Origin of the sequence: Plantibacter elymi (nom. nud.) (genome assembly GCF_900177795.1) — a bacterium.
Taxonomy (GTDB): Bacteria; Actinomycetota; Actinomycetes; order Actinomycetales; family Microbacteriaceae; genus Plantibacter; species Plantibacter elymi.
Window position 1 is genome coordinate 96,425 of record NZ_FXWJ01000003.1, and the last position, 20,744, is coordinate 117,168.

Sequence of the window (20,744 nt, forward strand, 5' to 3'; positions counted from 1 at the left end):
GGCGATGAGTCTGTCCGGGGCCGCCGCCCGGGGATCCGTCCGCGTCCCGTTCCGTCGTGTCCGGGCACCCGCAGCTCGGACCGGTATGTCCACAACGCCCGCGCCCGACGCGCCTGCGATACCGTAGACGGGTGAAGTTCGCCCATTTCGTCGCCACAGACCACCAGCCGAGTACCCCCGCAGAGCCGCGGGTCCGACTCGCCGTCATCAGCGACTCCGGGGCGGTGTTCCTCGACGAGATCCTCGAGGACGCCCCGCGCGACCTCCAGGAGCTCATCGAACGCGGCCCGGCCGAGCTGGACCGCGTGCGGAGCTTCGTCGAGACGTCGCTCGCCCACGGTGTCAGCGGAGAACCCCTCGACGGGCTCGTGCACGCGTCCGCGGTCCTCCGTCCGCCGACGATCCTCGCGGTCGGGCTCAACTACTCGGCGCACTCGCAGGAGCTCAACCTCAAGACCGACAACGCCCCCACCATCTTCGGCCTGTGGGCGAACTCGCTCACCGGTCACGAGGGCACCACGAGCTGGCCCGCGGCGATCAGCGAGCAGGTGGACTACGAGGCGGAGCTCGGTGTCGTCATCGGCCGGGCCGCTCGCGACGTCGATGCGGCCGATGCGCTCGGGTACGTGTTCGGGTACACCGTCGTCAACGACATCACCGCCCGCAACATCCAGTACTCCGAGGCACAGTGGTCGCGCTGCAAGTCCTTCGACGGGTTCACCCCGACCGGCCCGGTCGTCGTGACCGCGGACGAGATCCCCGACCCGCAGGACCTCCACATCTCGACCGTCCTCGACGGCGTGACGCTCCAGGACTCCTCGACCAGTCACATGGTCCGCAGCGTCGCGACGCTCATCGAACACTTGTCGGGCTCCGCGACCCTCCTGCCCGGAACGCTCATCTCGACGGGCAGCCCGGGCGGCGCGGGATACTCGCGCGACCCGCAGGTCTTCCTGACCGACGGCGCGGCGGTCACCGTGTCCGTCGAAGGCGTCGGATCGCTCACGACGCACTGCACGGTCACCGCCGGCTAGCCGCTCCCCCACAGCACACGACGAAGCCGTCCGGACCCTGGTCCGGACGGCTTCGTCGTGCACAGCCGCGTCGGTCAGCGACTCGGGTCGGAATCCGCTCCCGGGATCGGCAGGTCGATGATCGGGATGGCCGAGGTGATGGCCTCGATCCCCGAGAGCCGCGCGGGCGAGAGCTGCTTCGTCACCTCGTCGCGCGTCATGAGGTTGGCCTCGACCACGAGGTCCGCGACGTTGCGGCCCGTGAGCAGCGCGGTCTTCGCGAGCGCCGCAGCCGACTGGTACCCGATGAACGGGGTCAGGGCGGTGATGACACCGACGGACGCGCCGACCATCACCTCGAGCCGTTCCTCGTTCGCCGTGATGCCGTCGATGCAGTTCACCCGCAGCGTCTTGCACGCCTGTGCCATCCAGACGATGCTCTGCAGCAGCGAGTGGGCGATGACCGGTTCGAAGGCGTTGAGCTGCAACTGCCCGGCCTCGGCCGCCATCGTGACCGTCATGTCGGCGCCGACGACGCTGAACGCGACCTGGTTCACGACCTCCGGGATGACCGGGTTGACCTTGCCGGGCATGATGCTCGATCCGGCCTGTCGGGGCGGCAGGTTGATCTCGCCGAGGCCGGCCTGCGGACCGCTCGACAGCAGACGCAGGTCGTTGCAGATCTTGGAGAGCTTGATGGCACTCCGCTTCAGGGTGCCGCTGAACGACATGAACCCGCCGGCGTCGCTCGTCGACTCGATGAGGTCGGGTGCCGTCGTGAGCGCGAGGCCCGTGATCTGGTTGAGATGACGGACGACGGCCTCCGCGTAGCGCGGGTCGGCGGTGATCCCCGTCCCGATCGCGGTGGCACCGAGGTTGACCTCGGCGAGCAGCCAGAGGGTCTCGTGGAGGCGGTCGTAGTCCTCGTTCAGCGTCGTGGCGAAGCCGTGGAACTCCTGCCCGAGGGTCATCGGGACGGCGTCCTGGAGCTGCGTACGCCCGACTTTGAGGACGTGGGAGAACTCGACGGACTTCGCGCTGCACGAGTCGCGCAGCAGGCCGAGCTCCGTCAGGAGGAACTGCAGCGAGAACGCGAGCGCGATCTTGATCGAGGTCGGGTAGACGTCGTTGGTGGACTGCGACCGGTTGGTGTCGTCGAGCGGGTGCAGGAACTGGTACTCGCCCTTGGCGTGGCCGGCGAGCTCGAGCGCGATGTTCGTGATCACCTCGTTCGCGTTCATGTTCGTCGACGTACCCGCGCCGCCCTGGATCACGCCCACGATGAACTCCTCGTGGAAGTCGCCGTCGATGATGATCTGGCACGCGCGGTCGATGAGGTTCGCCTTCGCCGGGTCGAGGACCCCGATCTCGGCGTTCGCGCGGGCGGCGGCCTGCTTGACGCTCGCGATGGCGACGACGAGGTCGGGGTAGACGGAGATCGGACGCTTCGTGATGGGGAAGTTCTCGAGCGCGCGTGCCGTGTGGATGCCCCAGTACGCGTCGGCCGGGATCTCCATCGAACCGAGTGAGTCCGACTCCGTCCGAGTCTCGTCGCTGTTCGTCCTGTCCGCCATGTCGTCGTCTCCTCCAAGGGTGGTGGGGATGCTGCTGCTGGTGGTGCTGATCGTCACTCGTGGCTCCGTTGCCTGGTGGGTGGATGTCCCTTCCAGCGTAGCCGGGTGCGATCCCCGACGCCTTCGCGGTGTCTTGGACCCGAGACGGTTCCGTGCCTGCGGTTCAGCGCCCGTGGGTCACCGCTTGCGCGAGAACGCCTCCAGCCGCTCGGCCGGGGTCAGGGCGGCCATGCGGTCGACGAACGCCGCGCTGAAGGTGTCGGCGGTGGTGTAGTCGCCGAGCGGGACCGTGGAGTGGGTGATGCGGTCGTCGTAGACGTGCACCAGGTTGAACGACTGACCGCCGAACATCCCGTTCACCTCCACGGACGGGAGCGAGAGGTTCATCGAGTAGCAGCTCGCGCTGGCGACCTGGACGGGGATGCCGGCGAAGGTGCTCGAGGTGGAGTAGTGCAGATGGCCGCCCAGGATGGCCCGGACGTCGCTCCCGCGCAGCACGGCCTCGAGCCGGTGCTGGTCGCGGAGCTCGAGGATGTCGAAGAACGGGATGCTCGACGGCACCGGCGGGTGGTGCATGGCGAGGATGCTGCCGAGCGGCGCCGGCGTGGCCAGCACCGACTCCAGCCACTCCAGCTGGCTGTCCTCGAGCTCGCCGTGGTGCCACCCCGGGACGGTCGAGTCGAGGCCGATGACGCGCAAGCCGCCGAAGTCCCAGACGGCGTCGAGCGGCTGCTCCCCCGCCGGGAGGTCGAGGAGCTCCGTCCGCATGACCGACCGTTCGTCGTGGTTGCCCATGAGCCAGACGATGGTGGTGCCGAGTCGCTCGGCGACGGGCTCGACCCGCTCCCGGAGTCGACGGTAGGCGTCGGCCTCTCCGAGATCCGCGAGGTCGCCCGTGAACACCATCGCGTCGGGCCGGAGCTGCATCCGCTCGATCTGACGGAGGGCCTGTTCCAGGTTGGCCTGCACGTCGACCGCGTCGTAGAGGCGTCGACCGTCGGCCAGGAGGTGCGGGTCGCTCAGATGGACGATGACCCTGTCGGGAGCCGGGTACTGACCGAAACGGACGTCGGAAGTCATGGTCCGAGTCTAGGAGCCACCGCCGACGTGCTCCGCCGCGGTCGACCGCGCGAGGGCGGCCGACCGCGGACGGTCAGGACGCGACGCCGAGGAGCTGCTCGATGGGTCCGCGGGCGAAGAAGACGAGGAACCCGGCTGCGACGACCCACAGCAGCGGGCTGATCTCGCGCGCCTTGCCGGACAGGGAGCGGAGCACGACCCAGGCGATGAAGCCGGCGCCGATGCCGTTGGCGATCGAGTACGTCAGCGGCATGACGACGACCGTCAGGAACACCGGGAGCGCGACCGAGAACTCGGTCCAGACGATGTCCTTGATCTGCGACATCATGAGCGTCCCGACGATGACGAGCGCGGCTGCGGCGACCTCGGAGGGCACGATCTGTGTGAGCGGCGTGAAGAACATGGCGAGCAGGAACAGCGCGCCGGTCACGAGGTTCGCGAGGCCGGTCCGTGCCCCTTCGCCGATGCCCGCGCCGGATTCGATGAAGACGGTCGAGGAGGAGGACGAGGTCGCGCCACCGGCGACCGCGCCGACACCCTCGACGATGAGCGCCGAGCGGAGTCGCGGGAAGTCACCCTTGGCGTCCGCCACACCGGCCTCCTTCGAGAGGCCGGTCATCGTGCCCATGGCGTCGAAGAAGTTCGTGAACACGAGGGTGAAGACGAGCATGAGTGCGGCGAGGACGCCGATGCGCTCGAAGCCGCCGAAGCTCACCTGGCCGAGCAGGCTGAGGTCGGGGATCCCGACGACCTGCGTGGGCAGGGTCGGGACGCTCAGGTTCCAGCCGCCGGCGTTCTCGCCGCCGTTGGATGCGCCGACCTTGAAGATCGCCTCCGCGATGATGGCGATGATCGTCGAGGCGACGATGCCGATGAGCAGGGCACCCTTGATCTTGCGCGCGACGAGCACGCCCGTGAGCAGCAGGGAGATGACGAACACGGCGGTCGGAACGGTGGCGACCGAGCCCTCGATCCCGAGGCCGACGGGCGGTGAACCGGCGCCCGTCGAGCGGACGAAGCCGGCGTCGACGAAGCCGATGAACGCGATGAAGAGGCCGATGCCGACCGTGATCGCGATCTTCAACTGGATGGGCACCGCGTTGAAGATCATGGCGCGGAGTCCGGTAGCCGCGAGGAGGACGATGATGAGCCCGTTGATGACAACGAGGCCCATCGCCTCGGCCCAGGTGACCTGGCCGACGACGCTGACCGCGAGGAACGAGTTGATGCCGAGTCCGGCCGCGAAGGCGAACGGCAGCCGCGCCACGAGACCGAAGAGGATCGTCATGACGCCGGCGGTCAGGGCGGTCACGGCGGCGACCTGGGCGAAGCCGAGCTCGCCACCGGTGACGTCGGCCGAGCCGCTCAGGATGATCGGGTTGAGGATGACGATGTAGGCCATCGCGACGAAGGTCACGAGGCCGCCGCGCACCTCGCCTCCGACGGTCGAACCGCGCTTGCTGATCTCGAAGAAACCGTCGAGACGCTCTCGGAACGAGCGCGGAGCGGTGGGCGTCGTGGTCACTGGACCTCCTGGGTCTGCATCGAAGCAACCAGCGTACCGGCACGGCGGACCGCCCCGCGACGACCGGGATGCGAGGGTGCCGCTACGATCGGCTGGACCCCTTACCCAGCACCCTCCTCACGGAATCGAGCTCACATGGCGCTGCCCTGGACTCTGCACGGCGACGGCAAGCACGTCCCGACCCACGCGATCGTCGGCCCCGGCGAACGGCTCACCTGGCCGCGGACCATCGGCCTCGGCATGCAGCACGTCGTCGCGATGTTCGGTGCCACGTTCCTCGTCCCCGTGCTGACCGGGTTCCCGCCCACCACGACGCTGTTCTTCTCGGGCGTCGGCACCATCCTGTTCCTCGTCATCACCAAGAACCGCGTACCGAGTTACCTCGGCTCGTCCTTCGCCTTCATCGCCCCCATCTCCGCCGCGGTCGCGAGCCAGGGCATGGGCAGCGCCCTCTTCGGCATCCTCGCGGTGGGCCTCCTCCTGGCGCTCGTCGGCGTCATCGTGCAGGTCACGGGCACCGGCTGGATCGATGCGCTCATGCCGCCGGTCGTCGCCGGTGCCATCGTCGCGCTCATCGGGTTCAACCTCGCCCCCGCCGCGAAGAACAACTTCGTGGCGGCTCCGATCACCGCGCTCGTGACGCTCGCGGCCGTCATCCTGTCGACCGTCGTCTTCCGCGGCATCCTCGGCCGACTGTCGATCGTCATCGGTGTCGTGGTCGGATACATCGTCGCGGCGATCCGTCAGGAGATCGACTTCTCGAAGATCGCGGACGCCGCGTGGGTCGGCCTCCCCGAGTTCCACCTCGCGGACAACCCGATCTCGAACCCGGCGGTCTGGGCGGTCCTCCCGGCGTTCCTCCCCGTCGTGCTCGTCCTCATCGCCGAGAACGTCGGCCACATCCGGGGCGTCGCACAGATGACCGACGCCTCGGTGAACAAGCAGACCGGTCGCGCGCTCCTGTCCGACGGCCTCGCGACGATGCTGGCCGGCTTCGGCGGCGGTTCGGGCACGACGACCTACGGCGAGAACATCGGCGTCATGGCGGCGACGCGGGTCTACTCCACGGCGGCCTACTGGGTCGCCGGTCTGTTCGCGGTCCTCCTCGGACTCTCCCCCAAGGTCGGTGCGGTCATCAACACCATCCCGGCGGGCGTCCTCGGCGGCGTCACGACGGCCCTGTACGGACTCATCGGCATCATCGGCGTGAAGATCTGGCTCGACAACAAGGTCGACTTCTCGAAGCCCGTCAACCAGTTCACCGCGGCGACGGCGCTCATCATCGGCATCGCGGACTTCACCTGGGTGGCGGGTGGCGACGTCAGCTTCAACGGGATCGCGCTCGGCACGATCGCCGCGATCGTCATCTACCACGTGATGACGACCATCGGCCGCTGGCGGAAGACCGCCTGACCCGTCCGGTGCGGGTGGGCCAGCGCGGTGCGCTGGCGTCGGCGCGGGTCGTACGCGTGAGCGCGGGTCTCTGGAGCCCCGCACTCACGTGTGTGACCCGCGCTCACGCCGGGTAGGTACGATTCGCGTCAGCGCGGTGCGCTGGCGAACCCCAGGGGTCAGCCCTGGTGGAAGAACGGCACGATCAGGTAGATGCCGAAGAGGACCGCCGCCGCACACAGGGCGAAGCAGGCGTAGGCGCCGGCGCGGGCCAGGTTCTGCTGCGCCGGAGTCAACGGGTTTTTCCGGGCGGCCTTCGCAGCCCGCTTCGCCGCCTTCGCAGCCTCCTCCGGCGTGATGACCGTGATCGCGTCGGTGAACTCGGCCGGCGCCACCACGGGCACGCGCCCGGCGGTGGTCAGGAGCCGGAGCCCGAGGGAGTACAGACTGACGATCGCGGTCGCACCGACGAGCGACGTCGCGAAGACGATCAGGAATGCTGCCCAGTCGATCACTTCTTCACCTTCTTGGGCTTGGGGTTGCGCTTGATCTTGACCGCACGACCGGAGTCGGCGACCTCGCTGACGACGTTGCTGTGGTCGACCTGGTTCCGGCGCGAGATGAGGAAGATGGTGAGGATGACCCCGACCCCCACCACTGCGTCGATGATGATGCCGACGAGACCGAGGTGGGCGACGGCGGCGGCGAGTGCCCCGACGATGCCGGCCGCGGGCAGGGTCATCAACCAGCCGAGGGCGATCCGCCCGGCGGTCCCCCAGCGCACCTTCGATCCGCGTCGCCCGAGGCCGGAGCCGATGACGGAGCCGGAGGCGACCTGCGTGGTGGAGAGGGCGAAGCCGAGGTGGCTCGACGCGAGGATCGTGGCGGCGGTGCTCGTCTCGGCGGCGAACCCCTGCGCCGGCTTGACGTCGGTGAGTCCCGTGCCGATGGTCTTGATGATCCGCCAGCCGCCCATGTAGGTGCCGAGCGCGATGGCGAGGGCGCAGACGACGATGACCCAGAGCTCGGGGCCGGTGCCGACCGCCTGCACGCCGACCGCGATGAAAGTGAGCGTGATGACGCCCATGGTCTTCTGTGCGTCGTTCGTGCCGTGCGCGAGGGCGACGAGGGACGAGGAGAAGATCTGCGCGTACCGGAACCCGTCGCGACCGTCGGGCTTGCCGTCGTAGCGGCGCGTGATCCGATAGGCGAGCTTCGTCGCCGAGTAGGCGACCAGACCCGCCGTCACGGGGGCGATCAACGCCGGGAGGATGACCTTGGAGAGGACGACACCGAAGTCGATCGAGCCGAAGCCGGCGCCGACGATCGCCGCGCCGATGAGCCCGCCGAACAACGCGTGGCTGGAGGACGACGGCAGGCCGAGGAGCCAGGTCAGCATGTTCCAGACGATCGCGCCGATGAGTCCGGCGAAGATCAGCTCCGGTCCGATCCGGATGCCGCCCTCACCCTCTCGGATGAGCCCGCCCGAGATGGTCTTCGCGACCTCCGTGGACAGAAACGCACCGACGAGGTTGAGGATCGCGGCGAGCAGGACGGCGGTCTTCGGTTTGAGGGCGCCCGTGGCGATCGGGGTCGCCATGGCGTTCGCCGTGTCGTGGAACCCGTTCGTGAAGTCGAAGAACAGTGCCAGTGCGATGACCAGCACGACAGTCAGGGTAACGAGTTCCACTGGTGTCTTTCTCGAGGCGGAGCGAATACGGACACAGTGCTCCCCGACGAGATGTTTGGGGGGAATTCACGTGCTGGATACGGGCGGTTCACCCGCCGTACACGATCCTTACACCCTGCCCGGTCGAGGTCAACTCGACGCCGATCAGCGCCCGCCGCCGCCTCCGCCGCCTCCGCCGCCGCCGGCGAAGCCGCCGCCCGTCGAGCCGCCGGACGAGCTCGCTCCCCCACTGGTCGACCAGGACGCCGACGGACTCGACGCCGATCCGGAGAAGCCGGAGAACGCGTTCGCGAACATCGCCGCCTGGAACGGGGTGTTCGAGGCGTACCACGACGGCGCACTCCCGGCCTGCTCGTAGCGGATACCGAGTTCCTTGGCCCACTCGCGCTCCACGCCCCAGAGCACGGCGAAGGGCAGGAGCCGTTCGGTGACCCGGACGAGCTGGCCGGGGTCGCCGAGGTCCACCCGTTCGGCACCGTCAGGGCTCTGCAACATGCGGAAGCGGTCCTGTTCCGCCAGCGCGAGGTAGTCGCGGAGGCCGAGCAACTCGTCCCGCGCATCGGCACCGGTGGCGGTGAGCGGTTTCGGCGCGATGGCCAACACGATCCCCGCGAGCAGCGCGATCCCGGTCACGAAGAGCGCGGCGACCGACCAGCCGTTGTCCGCTCGCTGGGAGTAGGCGACCCCGAAGAAGACGATCCCGGCGACGCCCAGGACGGCGAGCGCCCCCACGATGATCCACGCCCGCCCGGAGGAGACCGAGCGTCGGAGGCCGAGGTCGAGGGCGTTCCGCTTGGCGGCCGCGAGTTCCGCGGTGACCGCCTTGCCGAGCGCCGGGTCGACCTCCTTCATCTCCCGCGGTCGGTTCCGGTCGGGGAAGAGCGCGGCGAGCACGCGTCGTTCCTGCTCATCCGTCGCGCTGTCGTCGAGGTACTGCAGGGAGTAGTCCTTCTTGCCCGATCCGTCCACGATCCGGAGCTTGCCGCGGACGGCGAGGCTGACGATCTCGGCGGCCATCGACGAGGCGGCGCGACCGGCGAGGTCGCCCGCCAGCAGGAGGTTCATCTGCTTCGGGGCGGAGTACTGCGGCACGATGACGCCACGACCGGGGTGGTCCCGCCAGAAGCGCAGTCGGATCCACAGGAGTGCTCCGAGCCCCGCGGCCGACAGCGCGCCGAGGACGATCGGGACGATGGAGAAGACCGGTGCCTCGCCGGGGCGGGCCGGTTGGACGAACGTGCCCGGTTCGAACCCGATCGCGACCGTCAGCGTCTGGCGGGCCTGCAGCGGGACGGAGGAGGTCGTGAAGACGTCCCCGTCGGCGTCCTCCGCTTGGGCGAGGTCGCACGGCGAGCTGTCGTCGGGATCCCCGCGGTAGCAGGCGCCGTCACCGGTGAGCGCGTCGGTGATGTCGGGCGCGACCCGCACCGTCATACTGGCGTCGGCGAACGGCTGGTCCCAGCCGGTCCCGGGCGCGTCCCAGTAGAACTCGTCGGAGCGTGTGTCGCGATAGGCACCGACGACGCCGCGTTGCGTGTAGGTGATGACGTAGCTCTGCGTGCCGCGCACGTAGTCGTCCGTCCCGAGCGACAGCTCGAGGAAGTCACCGTCGCGATCGGTCTCCCACTCCACGGGCGCACCGTCGGCGTCGGTCACCGAGACGATCTCCGTGTGCAGTGGTGCCCGGTCGAACTCGTCGGGGATCGCTCGGATGATGCCCTTGTTCTGGTCGGAGTCAGGGAACTCCGCGACGAAGGTCTCGACGGCGCGCAGCTCGGCTTGACCGTCGCCACCACGGCTCAGGGTGTAGTCGCCGTCGAAGGACGCGAAGGTGAAGTCGGAGACGTCGGTCCGAGCGTCGGCCGCGGCGGGCTGCGTGCTCGCCAGGGTCGCGACGAGCGGTGCACCCACCGCCAGGGCCAGGGCGACGAGGAGCGCCCGCGACGAGCGGGCACGGACCGGGGACAGGCGACGACGTCTGGGCTTCACCCGGCCAAGTCTAGGAGGGGTGCCGGCGGGCGCGCGGACGCGCCCGCCGGGACTCACATCTCCTCGTGGGTGTTGGGGTCGCCGTCGAAGAGCCTGCCGTCGGTCCGCCCGAGTGCGGTGATCGCTTGCACCTCGGTGTCGCTGAGCTCGAAGCCGAAGACGTCGATGTTCGTGCGCTGGCGTTCCGGGGACGCGGACTTCGGGATCGGGAGCACGCCGCGCTGGTGGTGCCAGCGGAGGCGACCTGCGCCGGTGAGACGTCGTGCGCCGCGGCGGCCGCGGCGACGGATTCCTCGGCGAACGGCGCCTGTGCCTTCCCGAGCGGGCTCCACGCCTCGGTGACGATGCCGTGCTCGCGGTGGAAGGCGAGGAGCTCCTCCTGCGGGAAGTACGGGTGCAGCTCGACCTGGTTGACGGCCGGCAGCACACCCGTCTCGTCGGCGAGGCGGGTCAGGAACTCCTCGGTGAAGTTCGAGACGCCGATGCTGCGGACGAGGCCCTCGCGCTGCAGCTGGATCATGGCCTTCCACGACTCGACGAAGCGGCCGACGGAGGGGTTCGGCCAGTGGATGAGGTACAGGTCGATGTGGTCGAGGCCGAGCGAGGCCAGGGATCCGCGGCACGAGGTGATGGTCTCCTCGAAGCCGTGGTCACGGCCGGGCAGCTTCGTCGCGACGACGAGTTCGTCACGCGGGACGTCGGTCTCGCGGACCGCGGCGCCGACGGCGTCCTCGTTGCGGTAGTTCACGGCGGTGTCGATCAGTCGATAGCCTGCGTCGATGGCGGACAGCGTGGCGTCGGTGCCCTCGCGGCCTCGCAGGGGGTACGTGCCGAAACCGATCGCGGGGACGCTCGAACCGTCGTTGAGCGCGAATGTTGGGATGGTCGTCATCACCCCACGCTAGACCCGGCGGCCCTCGGATGGCTCCGAGCGGGCTGGGAGGGCGCGCCTCGACTAGCGTTGGACCATGGCGAAGCTCTCTGCCCCCCCGTGCCCAGACCCGACCGACCGAACGCACCCATCACGGCGACACCGTGGTGGACCCGTACGAGTGGCTCCGCGAGAAGGAGTCACCGGAGGTGATCGCGCACCTGGAGGCGGAGAACGCCTACACCGAGCAGGAGACGGCCCATCTGGCCGGACTGCGCGAGCGCATCTTCCAGGAGATCAAGGGACGCACGCTCGAGACCGACCTCTCGGTCCCGACCCGTTCCGGTGCGTGGTGGTACTACGGGCGCAGTGTCGAAGGCCGCCAATACGGCATCCAGTGCCGCATCCCGGTCGCCGACCCGGACGACTGGACGCCGCCGACCCTGCCCGAGGGCGGCGCGGCCCCCGGCGAGCAGATCATCCTCGACGCCAACGTCGAGGCGGAGGGCCACGAGTTCTTCTCCCTCGGCAGCTTCGACGTGTCGGACGACGGCACGCGACTGCTCTACGGCGTCGACGTCGAAGGCGACGAGCGGTACACCGTCCGTGTCCGGGACCTCGCGAGTGGCGTCGACCTCGACGACGAGCTCGTCGGGACCGCGGGCGGGGCGGAGTTCTCCCCCGACGGCACAGCCATCGTCTACACGACGGTCGATGAGAGCTGGCGCCCCGACACCGTGCACCTGCACCGGGTGGGGACGTCCCAGGACGACGACACGGTCCTCTTCCACGAGCCCGACGAGCGGTTCTGGGTCGGCGCCGGATTCACCCGCAGCCGCGCGCTGCTCCTGATCGAGGCCGGCTCCTCGGTCACGAGCGAGACCCGGCTCGTCCCCGCCGACGCACTGTCCGAGGAGGCGCGGATCGTCTGGCCGCGGACCGACGGCGTCGAGTACAGCGTCGAACACCGGGTGGCCGACGGCGCAGACCGGTTGCTCATCCTGCACAACCGGGACGCGCCGGACTTCGAGCTCGTCGAGGTGCCACTGTCGGATCCGCTCGGCACGGCGCGGGTCGTCGTCGCGCACAGCAGCGAGCGTCGGCTCGAGGACGTCGAGGCGTTCGAGGCCGTGACCACCGTCTCCTATCGGCGCGACGGCCTCACGCGTATCGGCCTGCTCGACCCGGCGAGTGGCGACATCGACGAGATCGCCTTCGACGAACCCCTGTCCACCGTCGGCTGGCACGGCAACAACGAGTGGGCTCAACCGATGCTCCGGTTCGGATACGGGTCCCTCGTGACGCCGTCGACGGTGCTCGAACTCGACGTCCGGTCCGGCGAACGCTTCGTGCGCAAGCAGCAGCCGGTCCTCGGCGACTACGACCCGGCGGACTACGAGCAGTTCCGGGAGTGGGCGACGGCCGTGGACGGGACCCGGGTGCCGATCTCCATCGTGCGCCGGGTCGGTGTCGAGGGGCCCGGGCCGCTCCACCTCTACGGGTACGGCTCGTACGAAGCCAGCATGGACCCGTCCTTCTCGATCGCGAGGCTGTCGATGCTCGACCGCGGCGTGACCTTCGCGATCGCCCATGTGCGCGGCGGCGGCGAACTCGGGCGTCACTGGTACGAGGACGGCAAGAAGCTCCACAAGCAGAACAGCTTCAGCGACTTCGTCGACGTGGCTGACCACCTCATCCGCGAGGGCTGGACGACGCCTGCCCGGCTCGTCGCCGAGGGCGGCAGCGCCGGCGGCCTCCTCATGGGCGCCGTGGCGAACCGTGCGCCGGACCGCTTCGCGGGCATCCTCGCCGGCGTCCCCTTCGTCGACGCGCTGACGAGCATCCTCGACCCGTCGCTCCCCCTGACGGTCATCGAATGGGACGAGTGGGGCGATCCGCTCCACGACCCCGAGGTCTACGCGTACATGAAGGCGTACAGCCCCTACGAGAACGTCGACCCGGCGAAGCGCTACCCGCGCATCCTCGCGACGACGAGCCTCAACGACACCCGCGTGCTGTACGTGGAACCCGCGAAGTGGGTGGCCCGCCTGCGGGACGCCGGTGCACCGGCACTGATGAAGATCGAGATGAGCGCCGGGCACGGCGGGGTGAGCGGACGCTACAACGCGTGGCGTGAGCGCGCCGAGGAACTCGCCTGGCTGCTCGATGTGCTCGAACTCACGGACACCGATCCGGCCTGATCCGACGCGACGACGCCCCTGCTCCGTCCGGAGCAGGGGCGTCGTCGGTGCGGCGGGTGTCTAGCCGAAGAGGATCGCCGCTTCGTCGTAGCGCTCCTGCGGCACGGTCTTCAGCTTGCCGAGCGCCTCTTCGAAGCGGCAGTTGACGAGTTCGGTGCCGCGGAGTGCGATCATCGTGCCCCAGTCGCCGGCCATGACGGAGTCGATGGCGGCCATACCGAGGCGGGTGGCGAGCACGCGGTCGTAGGCGCTCGGGACGCCTCCCCGCTGCAGGTGACCGAGCACGGTCGCGCGCGACTCGATGCCCGTGCGGCGCTCGATCTCGGGTGCGAGCACGTCGGCGATGCCGCCGAGACGCGGACGGTTGAACGCGTCGAGTCCCTTCTCGGAGTGCGCGGTCTCCATGGTGTCGAGCGTGAAGCCCTCGGACACGACGATGATCGGGGCGCGACCGCGCTGGTAGACGCTGTCCGCCCACTCGCAGATCTGCTCGATCGACTGCGGCTGTTCCGGGATGAGGATGGCATGGGCACCGGCCGCCATGCCGGCGTGCAGGGCGATCCAGCCGACGTGCCGGCCCATGACCTCGATGACCATGCAGCGCTTGTGGGACTCGCCCGTCGTCCGGAGCCGGTCGATGGCCTCGGTCGCGATCTCGACGGCGGTGTCGAAGCCGAAGGAGTAGTCGGTGGCGTCGAGGTCGTTGTCGATCGTCTTCGGGACGCCGACGATCTTGAGGCCGGCGTCGGTCAGCCGCTTCGCCGCGGCGAGCGTGCCCTCTCCGCCGATGGCGATAAGCGCGTCGATGCCGAGCCGGTCCATGGTGTGCTGGACGTTCTCCGGGCCGCCGTGCGGTCCTTCGAACGGGTTGGTCCGGCTCGTGCCGAGGATGGTGCCACCCTGCTTGGCGAGACCGCGCACGCTGTGGCGGTCGAGCGGCATCGTCAGGCCCTCGACGACTCCTCGCCAGCCGTCGCGGATGCCGATGAACTCCTGGTTGTGGATCTTCGTCCCCTTGAGGACCGCTCCTCGGATGACCGCGTTCAGGCCGGGGCAGTCGCCGCCGCTCGTGAGCACACCAATTCTCATATCAACAGTCCTCATGGGGATCGGGGCACCTCAGGTGCCGGGAGTCATCCCCGACAATACCGTCTCGCCGACGGTGCTTCATCCGGCGCGGGCGGTCCTCCGGCCCAGAGGGTCGGTGCCTCGTCCACCGGGGTTAGGCTGCTGGGATGAGTGCCGACGACTACCTGCCCGCCGATGGCGGCATCACGATGTTCTCCACGACCTGGTGCGGGTACTGCGCCCGACTGAAGCACCAGCTGTCCGCGGCCGGCATCCCGTTCACCGAGGTCGACATCGAGCAGGTCCCGGGGACCGCCGACCTCGTCGCCTCGCTGAACGGCGGCAACCAGACGGTCCCGACGGTGATCTTCCCCGACCGCTCGACCGCGACGAACCCGTCGCTCGCGCAGGTGAAGGCGGCACTCGGCGTCTGACCCGCCGACGACATCCGGCCGGGCGACCCGTGGTCACCCGGCCGGACGGACCGGACGTCAGGCGCCCAGCGCCTCGCGGAGCAGGTGGACGAGGGCGTTCAGCTGCACCGAATCGACCGACGCGACATCCTGGTCACTGCCGTCGAGTGCGCGAGCGGCCAGGCCCTGCTTGCTGTCGATGAGTTCCGCGACCTTCGCGTCGATCGTGTGCGCGGCGATGATGCGCCAGGCGGTGACCGGCTCCTCCTGACCGATGCGGTGCACGCGGTCGATCGCCTGGGTCTGCTCGGCGGCCGTCCAGGACAACTCGGCGAGCACGACGTTGGAGGCGGCCTGCAGGTTGACGCCGACACCGGCGGCGGTGAGTGAACAGACCGCGACCGCGACCTCCGGATCGGTGTTGAACGCGTCGATCGCGGCCTGACGCGCCTGCGCGGTCTGGTCGCCGCGGAGCGAGACCGTCTTCAAGCCGCGACCCGCGAACAGCTGCTCGGCCGCGTTCATGACGTCGATGTGCTTCGCGAAGAACACGACCTTGCCCACGGACCTCGCGAGTTGCGCCGTGTAGTCGGCGGCGAGGACGGCCTTGGCCTGACCGATCTTGCGGATCATGGTGAACACGTTCTCCGTGCCGCCGGCGGCCTTGGACTCGTCGAGCTCGGCCTGGGCGACCATGCGCATGAGGTCGGTGTTCGGATCGTGCAGCGCGTCGACGCGCTCACCACGCGACTCCAGGACCCGCACGTAGCGGGACTTGAGCCGTTGCCCGAGCTCGGCCTCCGCGTCGCGGATGGACCGGATCGCCTCGTCGTCGAGCTCGACCGGGAGGTCGGCGACGCGCTTGGCGGGCAGATCCTTGGCGACGTCGAGCTTCTTGCGGCGCACGATGCCCATGTCGATGACGGCGGACCGCGCGGCGGCGTAGAAGGCGTGCTCGGCCGGGGTCAGGCCGGTGTCCTCGAGCCGCTCCATGAGTTCGGCGGTCGGCTTGCCGTCCTTGATCCAGCCGAGGAACTGCCAGATGGCGTTGAAGTCCTCGACGTCGTTGATCAGCGGCGTACCGGTGAGCGCGAGCAGCAGGGGGTCCTGGCCGGGCGTCGCCTTCCGGATCCGGTTCGCGAGCGACAGCACGTGCTGCGAGCGCTGGGAGTGGAGGTTCTTGATGAAGTGCGCCTCGTCGACCACCATGCCGCGGAAGCCGAGCGTCCCGAGCCAGGCGAGGTGGCGGTCGAGGACCTCGTAGTTCACGATGATGACGTCGGCGAAGGCGTCGAGCGCCTGGCCGTCGCCGTGGATGACCGTGGCGCGTCGGTGCGGCGTCCAGCGCTCGACCTCGCGCGCCCAGTTCATCTTGACGACGTTCGGGACGATGACGAGGAGCGGGTACGCCTCGGCGACCGAGGCGGCGAGGACGGACTGCGCGGTCTTGCCGAGGCCCGGCTCGTCGGCGAGCAGGAAGGAACGGTGTCCTTCACGGACGCTCTCGACGAAGCGCGCCTGATGCTTCATGACTTCGAGGCCGCGCGGCGAGAGCCGGTCGAGCTTCGGGGCCTCGGGCAGGTCCATCGAGGCCGCTCCCCCGCCGGAACCGAGCTCGAACGCCTTGTACAGGGGGCCCATGAGCTCCCAGCTGTCGAGTCGTCGACGCACGGTCGGCTGCGGCGCCGCCTGGCTGAAGTCCGGGGCGAGGAACGGATTGGCCAACTGACGTGCCTTGACCGACTGCGGGATGACCTGCTTCTCGGCGAGCTCGGCCGGGACGACGGATTCCACGACGGGCTTCTCGACGGTGATGATGAGTTCGTCGGCGCTGAGTTCGGCGCCCGACTCGAGGAGCCAGTCGCGTCGGAGCCGCTGCGCGACGGGGCTCGTCGCGGCGTCGGCCTCGAGGAGCTGGATGAGCGAGGTGTCGCGCGCCGCCGTCTTGGCGAGGATGGTCGCCACACCGTCGAGGCGCTTCAGGAGCTCGGCCCGCGTGGCGTCGCTGTAGCTCGTGTCGGCCTTGACCCTGGCACGTTCCTCGCGGACGAGGAAGGCGATGACCTGGTACTTGGTCCGGTTGGTCGGCCCGACCTTGCCCTTCTGCGCCTTCGCCTCGACCTCGCGCACCTTGCGGGCGAGGATGGGGATGATCGGCGCGTCGTCGTCGTGACGCGACGAGGACCCTCTGGGGTTCGAGCGGCCAGATGAACGGGTGCTGGAACGCCCCTGGGAACGGCGTTGCTGGCCGGTGTGCGGCATGCTCCTCCTGAGCAGTCGAAGAGCCTCATCGGCCGAGGGGCCGGAAGAGACGGGCGTCGGGCCCGACTGGTCGTCGTGGAGCAACAGAGCGTTGCACGAGACCGACACGGGCGCCCGACGGGCGTGTGCCCAGTCTACGCCATCGGCCGCATCGGTCGCGAGCGCTCAATCCGGCGCGCTGTCGACGAGTCCGAACCGCTCCAGTTCGGCGTCGTCGAGCATGCGCGAGCGGATGAGGAAGCGCTGCCCCGTCGGCGCCTCGACGCTGAACCCGCTGCCGCGCCCCTGCACCACGTCGATCGTCAGGTGCGTGTACTTCCAGTACTCGAACTGGGAACGCGACATGTAGACCTCGACGGGCGCGTCGAGCCCGGTCACCTCGAGCGTGTCGAGCAGCACGTCGACCGCGCCCGTGCGGAACATCCCGACGGGGTAGCACATGGGCGAACTCCCGTCGCAGCATCCGCCGGACTGATGGAACATGAGCGGTCCGTGCAGCGCGGTCATCTCCCGCACCAGTGCGGCCGCAGCGTCGGTGACGTCGACCCGTCCGGTCATGGTGTCCTCCTTCGTCGTGTCGTGTATCCGGCCCTCCCCCTCCGCCGGTCCCTGAGCCTGTCGAAGGGCGCCCTTCGACAGGCTCAGGGACCGGATGGGGACTCAGGGACCGGATGGGGCTTAGGGACCGGGGATGTCGATCAGAAGAAGCCCATCGGCCCCTCCGCGTAGCTCACGAGCAGGTTCTTCGTCTGCTGGTAGTGGTCGAGCATCATCTTGTGGTTCTCCCGGCCGATGCCCGACTGCTTGTACCCGCCGAACGCCGCGTGCGCCGGGTACTGGTGGTAGGTGTTCGACCAGACGCGTCCCGCCTCGATCGCCCGCCCGGCCCGGTACAGCGTCGTCGCCTCGCGGCTCCACACGCCGGCGCCGAGGCCGTAGAGGGTGTCGTTCGCGATGGAGATCGCCTCGTCGTAGTCCGCGAAGCTCGTGAGTGCGAGCACGGGCCCGAAGATCTCCTCCTGGAAGATCCGCATGTCGTTCGTCCCCTCGAAGACGGTCGGCTGGACGTAGAACCCGCCGCTCAACTCACCGCCGAGGTCGGCTCGCTCGCCGCCGATGAGCAGCTTCGCGCCGCCCTGCTTGCCGATGTCCATGTAGGAGAGGATCTTCTCGAGCTGGTCGTTCGACGCCTGGGCACCGATCATCGTGTCCGTGTCGAGCGGGTTGCCCTGCTTGATCTTGCCGATGCGGGTCAGTGCGTCGCCCACGAAGCCGTCGTAGATGGAGCGCTGGACGAGCGCCCGACTCGGGCAGGTGCAGACCTCGCCCTGGTTCAGGGCGAACATGCTGAAGCCCTCCTGCGCCTTCTCGTAGTACTGGTCGTGCTCGCGCGCCACGTCCTCGAAGAACACGTTCGGGCTCTTGCCGCCGAGCTCCAGCGTCACCGGGATGAGGTTCTCGCTGGCGTACTGCATGATCAGGCGACCGGTCGTGGTCTCACCGGTGAACGCGATCTTCCGGATCCGCGGGTGGGAGGCCAGCGGGGCGCCGGCCTCGATGCCGAAGCCGTTGACGACGTTGAGTACGCCGGCCGGCAGCAGGTCCTTCACGAGGTCGACGATGAGGTGGATCGACGCCGGGGTCTGCTCGGCCGGCTTCAGCACGACGCAGTTGCCTGCGGCGAGCGCCGGCGCGAGCTTCCACACGGCCATGAGGATCGGGAAGTTCCAGGGGATGATCTGTCCGACGACACCGAGCGGTTCGTGGAAGTGGTAGGCGACCGTGTCGTGGTCGAGTTCCGAGATGCCGCCCTCCTGGGCGCGTATCGCCCCCGCGAAGTAGCGGAAGTGGTCGATCGCCAAGGGGATGTCGGCGGCCAGGGTCTCGCGGACCGGCTTGCCGTTCTCCCAGCTCTCGGCGACGGCGATCTCCTCGAGGTGCTCCTCCATGCGGTCGGCGATGCGGTTGAGGATCACCGCGCGCTCGGCGACGCTCGTCTTCGACCAGGCGGGGAACGCCTTCCATCCCGCCTCGACCGCTCGGTCCACGTCGGCCGCGGTGCCTCGGGCGATCTCGGTGAACACGGCTCCGGTGACCGGGGTCTGGTTCTCGAAGTACTGCCCGTTCGCGGGCGGGACGTACTCGCCCCCGATGAAGTGGTCGTAGCGGGGGGCGTAGCTGAACACGGCACCTTCGGTACCCGGGTTGGCGTAGACGGTCATGTCACTCCTTGTCGACGACGTTGTCGGTGGCGCACCGCTCAGGTGCGTGCCGTCGACGCTAGTCGGCCGGAGGTTGCAGGAGGTTGCGTCGAGGACCGCGGACCGGATCGGCCGTCAGGACGCCGAGAGCTCGGCGTCGATCGCCTCGATGCGGGCGACGAGGCCAGCGCGCTTCGGTGACCGCGGCGGCAGCAGTCGGAGGCACGCGTGCAGGACCTCGACGTCGTCGGGCGCGGCCGCGGTCCGGATGTAGTCGTGCAGCAGGTCCGCCGAGGCGTCGGTCAGCATCGCCTCGCGGAGGCGCGTCGCGACCCGGTCGCGGAGGTCGACGACACCGGGGGCGGTGGAGTCCGGCAGGAGCGGACCCGGGTACGCGGCGAGCGCTGCGCGGTGGGCGCCGCGGTCGAGGAGGGACAGCACCTGGTGGGCGTCGAGCTGGAGCGGGGTGGTGAGCCGGTACGGCCGCGAGGCCGGCACGAGTGTCGGTGCGGTCCCGCCGAGCACCTTCCGCAGCCGGACGAGCTCCGCCCGGAGGGTGACCGCCGCCTCGTCCGCGTCGTAGAGCAGCCCGGCGAGCGCGTCGGCGCTCAGGCCCTGGTGGTGCCAGGCCAGCAGGGTCAGGATCTCGGCGTGCCGTCGGCTGAGCTCGGTCGGGCGACTCGCCCCGTGTCCGACCAGCAGGCCGGTGTCACGACCGAGCACCTGCAGGCCGGGCCGCACCGTGGTCGTCCGGCGGGCTGTGTCCGTGCGTGGGCGACCGGCGAACCGGCGGTCGGCGACCGCGCGCAGCCGCTGCACCATGATCTCGGACTCGACGGCGGCCGCGGTCGCCTCCATGAGCGGCAGCGCATGTGAGGCGACCGCCTGCGGGCCACCGGTGATGTCGATCACGCCGATGATCTGCCGGGTCTCGGGATCGTGCACCGGGACCGCCGTGCAGCTCCACGGGTGCACGAGGCGGTTGAAGTGCTCGGCCGCGTGGATCTGGATGCCGTGGTCGAGCTCGAGCGCGGTACCCGGGGCGCTCGTCCCCACCTCCCGCTCCGACCACCCGGCACCCTCGACGAAGAGCATGCCCTCCGCCCGTCGCCGCAGATGGCGGTCGCCGTCCACCCAGAGCAGTCTGCCCATGGCGTCGCCCACCGCGACGAGCATGCCGGAGTCGTCGTCCGCGTCGTTGACCAGCAGCTTGGTGATGACCGGGAGGACGCCGGCGAGCGGGTGTCCGAGCCGGTGGTCGCGCAACTCGTCCTCGTCGAAGGCGAGCTCCGGCATGAGGTTGTCCGGGTCGAGGTGACGGCCCATCGACCGTTCCCACGACTCGCGGACGAGCCGTCGGACGAGTCCGCGCTGCGCTTCGGCACGCGCCGGGGCCGCCAGCCACGGACTGGACACCTCACCACCACCCATCCACGTCGACCGGTTCTGCGGACAGTGTATCCGC

The 20,744-nt window shown here is 69.4% G+C and carries 15 protein-coding genes and 1 pseudogene; 4 read left to right on the forward strand and 12 right to left on the reverse strand.

Annotated features, from left to right (window positions below):
• Positions 1-131 precede the first annotated feature (131 nt).
• On the forward strand, positions 132-1,034 hold the full coding sequence (locus tag CCK91_RS09975) for a fumarylacetoacetate hydrolase family protein (RefSeq protein WP_086473903.1): 903 nt from the start codon (positions 132-134) through the stop codon (positions 1,032-1,034).
• Positions 1,035-1,108: 74 nt separating this feature from the next.
• On the opposite strand, the gene CCK91_RS09980 is transcribed toward CCK91_RS09975, so the two are convergent.
• The 3 genes from CCK91_RS09980 to CCK91_RS09990 all read right to left on the reverse strand — a co-directional run bounded on the left by CCK91_RS09980 (position 1,109) and on the right by CCK91_RS09990 (position 5,192).
• On the reverse strand, positions 1,109-2,587 hold the full coding sequence (locus tag CCK91_RS09980; RefSeq protein ID WP_086474295.1) for an aspartate ammonia-lyase: 1,479 nt from the start codon (positions 2,585-2,587) through the stop codon (positions 1,109-1,111).
• Between the two features lie 177 nt (positions 2,588-2,764).
• Positions 2,765-3,667 (reverse strand): phosphodiesterase, encoded by a 903-nt coding sequence (locus tag CCK91_RS09985; protein ID WP_086473904.1) that lies wholly within the window; start codon positions 3,665-3,667, stop codon positions 2,765-2,767.
• A gap of 73 nt (positions 3,668-3,740) precedes the next feature.
• Positions 3,741-5,192 (reverse strand): NCS2 family permease, encoded by a 1,452-nt coding sequence (locus CCK91_RS09990; protein WP_086473905.1) that lies wholly within the window; start codon positions 5,190-5,192, stop codon positions 3,741-3,743.
• Positions 5,193-5,327: 135 nt separating this feature from the next.
• Here CCK91_RS09990 and CCK91_RS09995 point away from each other — a divergent pair, with 135 nt between their 5' ends.
• Positions 5,328-6,605 carry a uracil-xanthine permease family protein gene (locus CCK91_RS09995; protein ID WP_079707128.1) on the forward strand — a complete coding sequence of 426 codons (1,278 nt, stop codon included), beginning with the start codon at positions 5,328-5,330 and terminating at the stop codon, positions 6,603-6,605.
• A 158-nt stretch (positions 6,606-6,763) separates the two neighbouring features.
• On the opposite strand, the gene CCK91_RS10000 is transcribed toward CCK91_RS09995, so the two are convergent.
• The 4 genes and pseudogenes from CCK91_RS10000 to CCK91_RS10015 all read right to left on the reverse strand — a co-directional run bounded on the left by CCK91_RS10000 (position 6,764) and on the right by CCK91_RS10015 (position 11,155).
• Positions 6,764-7,099, reverse strand: a complete 336-nt coding sequence (locus CCK91_RS10000) for a peptidase (RefSeq protein ID WP_086473906.1) — start codon at positions 7,097-7,099, stop codon at positions 6,764-6,766.
• On the reverse strand, positions 7,096-8,274 hold the full coding sequence (locus CCK91_RS10005) for an inorganic phosphate transporter (RefSeq protein ID WP_079707130.1): 1,179 nt from the start codon (positions 8,272-8,274) through the stop codon (positions 7,096-7,098). Before CCK91_RS10005 ends, CCK91_RS10000 begins: the two co-directional genes overlap by 4 nt.
• 144 nt (positions 8,275-8,418) lie before the next feature.
• Positions 8,419-10,263: a DUF2207 domain-containing protein gene (locus CCK91_RS19650; RefSeq protein WP_165767017.1), complete on the reverse strand. Its 1,845-nt coding sequence runs from the start codon at positions 10,261-10,263 to the stop codon at positions 8,419-8,421.
• A gap of 53 nt (positions 10,264-10,316) precedes the next feature.
• A pseudogene (locus CCK91_RS10015) lies at positions 10,317-11,155 on the reverse strand (aldo/keto reductase).
• Between the two features lie 29 nt (positions 11,156-11,184).
• Between CCK91_RS10015 and CCK91_RS10020 the strand changes: the two are divergent.
• The gene (locus tag CCK91_RS10020) at positions 11,185-13,335 is read left to right on the forward strand and encodes a S9 family peptidase (RefSeq protein WP_086473908.1); all 2,151 of its coding nucleotides are present in this window, start codon (positions 11,185-11,187) and stop codon (positions 13,333-13,335) included.
• Positions 13,336-13,395: 60 nt separating this feature from the next.
• Here CCK91_RS10020 and CCK91_RS10025 read toward each other — a convergent pair whose 3' ends face one another.
• Positions 13,396-14,424 (reverse strand): 6-phosphofructokinase, encoded by a 1,029-nt coding sequence (locus CCK91_RS10025; RefSeq protein ID WP_064294489.1) that lies wholly within the window; start codon positions 14,422-14,424, stop codon positions 13,396-13,398.
• 146 nt (positions 14,425-14,570) lie between these two features.
• Here CCK91_RS10025 and CCK91_RS10030 point away from each other — a divergent pair, with 146 nt between their 5' ends.
• Positions 14,571-14,837, forward strand: a complete 267-nt coding sequence (locus CCK91_RS10030) for a mycoredoxin (protein ID WP_064294490.1) — start codon at positions 14,571-14,573, stop codon at positions 14,835-14,837.
• Between the two features lie 57 nt (positions 14,838-14,894).
• On the opposite strand, the gene CCK91_RS10035 is transcribed toward CCK91_RS10030, so the two are convergent.
• The 4 genes from CCK91_RS10035 to CCK91_RS10050 all read right to left on the reverse strand — a co-directional run bounded on the left by CCK91_RS10035 (position 14,895) and on the right by CCK91_RS10050 (position 20,695).
• Positions 14,895-17,078 (reverse strand): DEAD/DEAH box helicase, encoded by a 2,184-nt coding sequence (locus tag CCK91_RS10035; RefSeq protein WP_086473909.1) that lies wholly within the window; start codon positions 17,076-17,078, stop codon positions 14,895-14,897.
• A gap of 165 nt (positions 17,079-17,243) precedes the next feature.
• Entirely contained in the window at positions 17,244-17,636 is a 393-nt protein-coding gene (locus tag CCK91_RS10040; RefSeq protein WP_086473910.1) for a DUF779 domain-containing protein, read from the reverse strand.
• A 140-nt stretch (positions 17,637-17,776) separates the two neighbouring features.
• Positions 17,777-19,300 (reverse strand): acetaldehyde dehydrogenase ExaC, encoded by a 1,524-nt coding sequence (gene exaC / locus CCK91_RS10045; protein WP_085513099.1) that lies wholly within the window; start codon positions 19,298-19,300, stop codon positions 17,777-17,779.
• Between the two features lie 114 nt (positions 19,301-19,414).
• Positions 19,415-20,695, reverse strand: a complete 1,281-nt coding sequence (locus CCK91_RS10050) for a GAF domain-containing protein (RefSeq protein ID WP_165767018.1) — start codon at positions 20,693-20,695, stop codon at positions 19,415-19,417.
• Between the last annotated feature and the right edge of the window lie 49 nt (positions 20,696-20,744).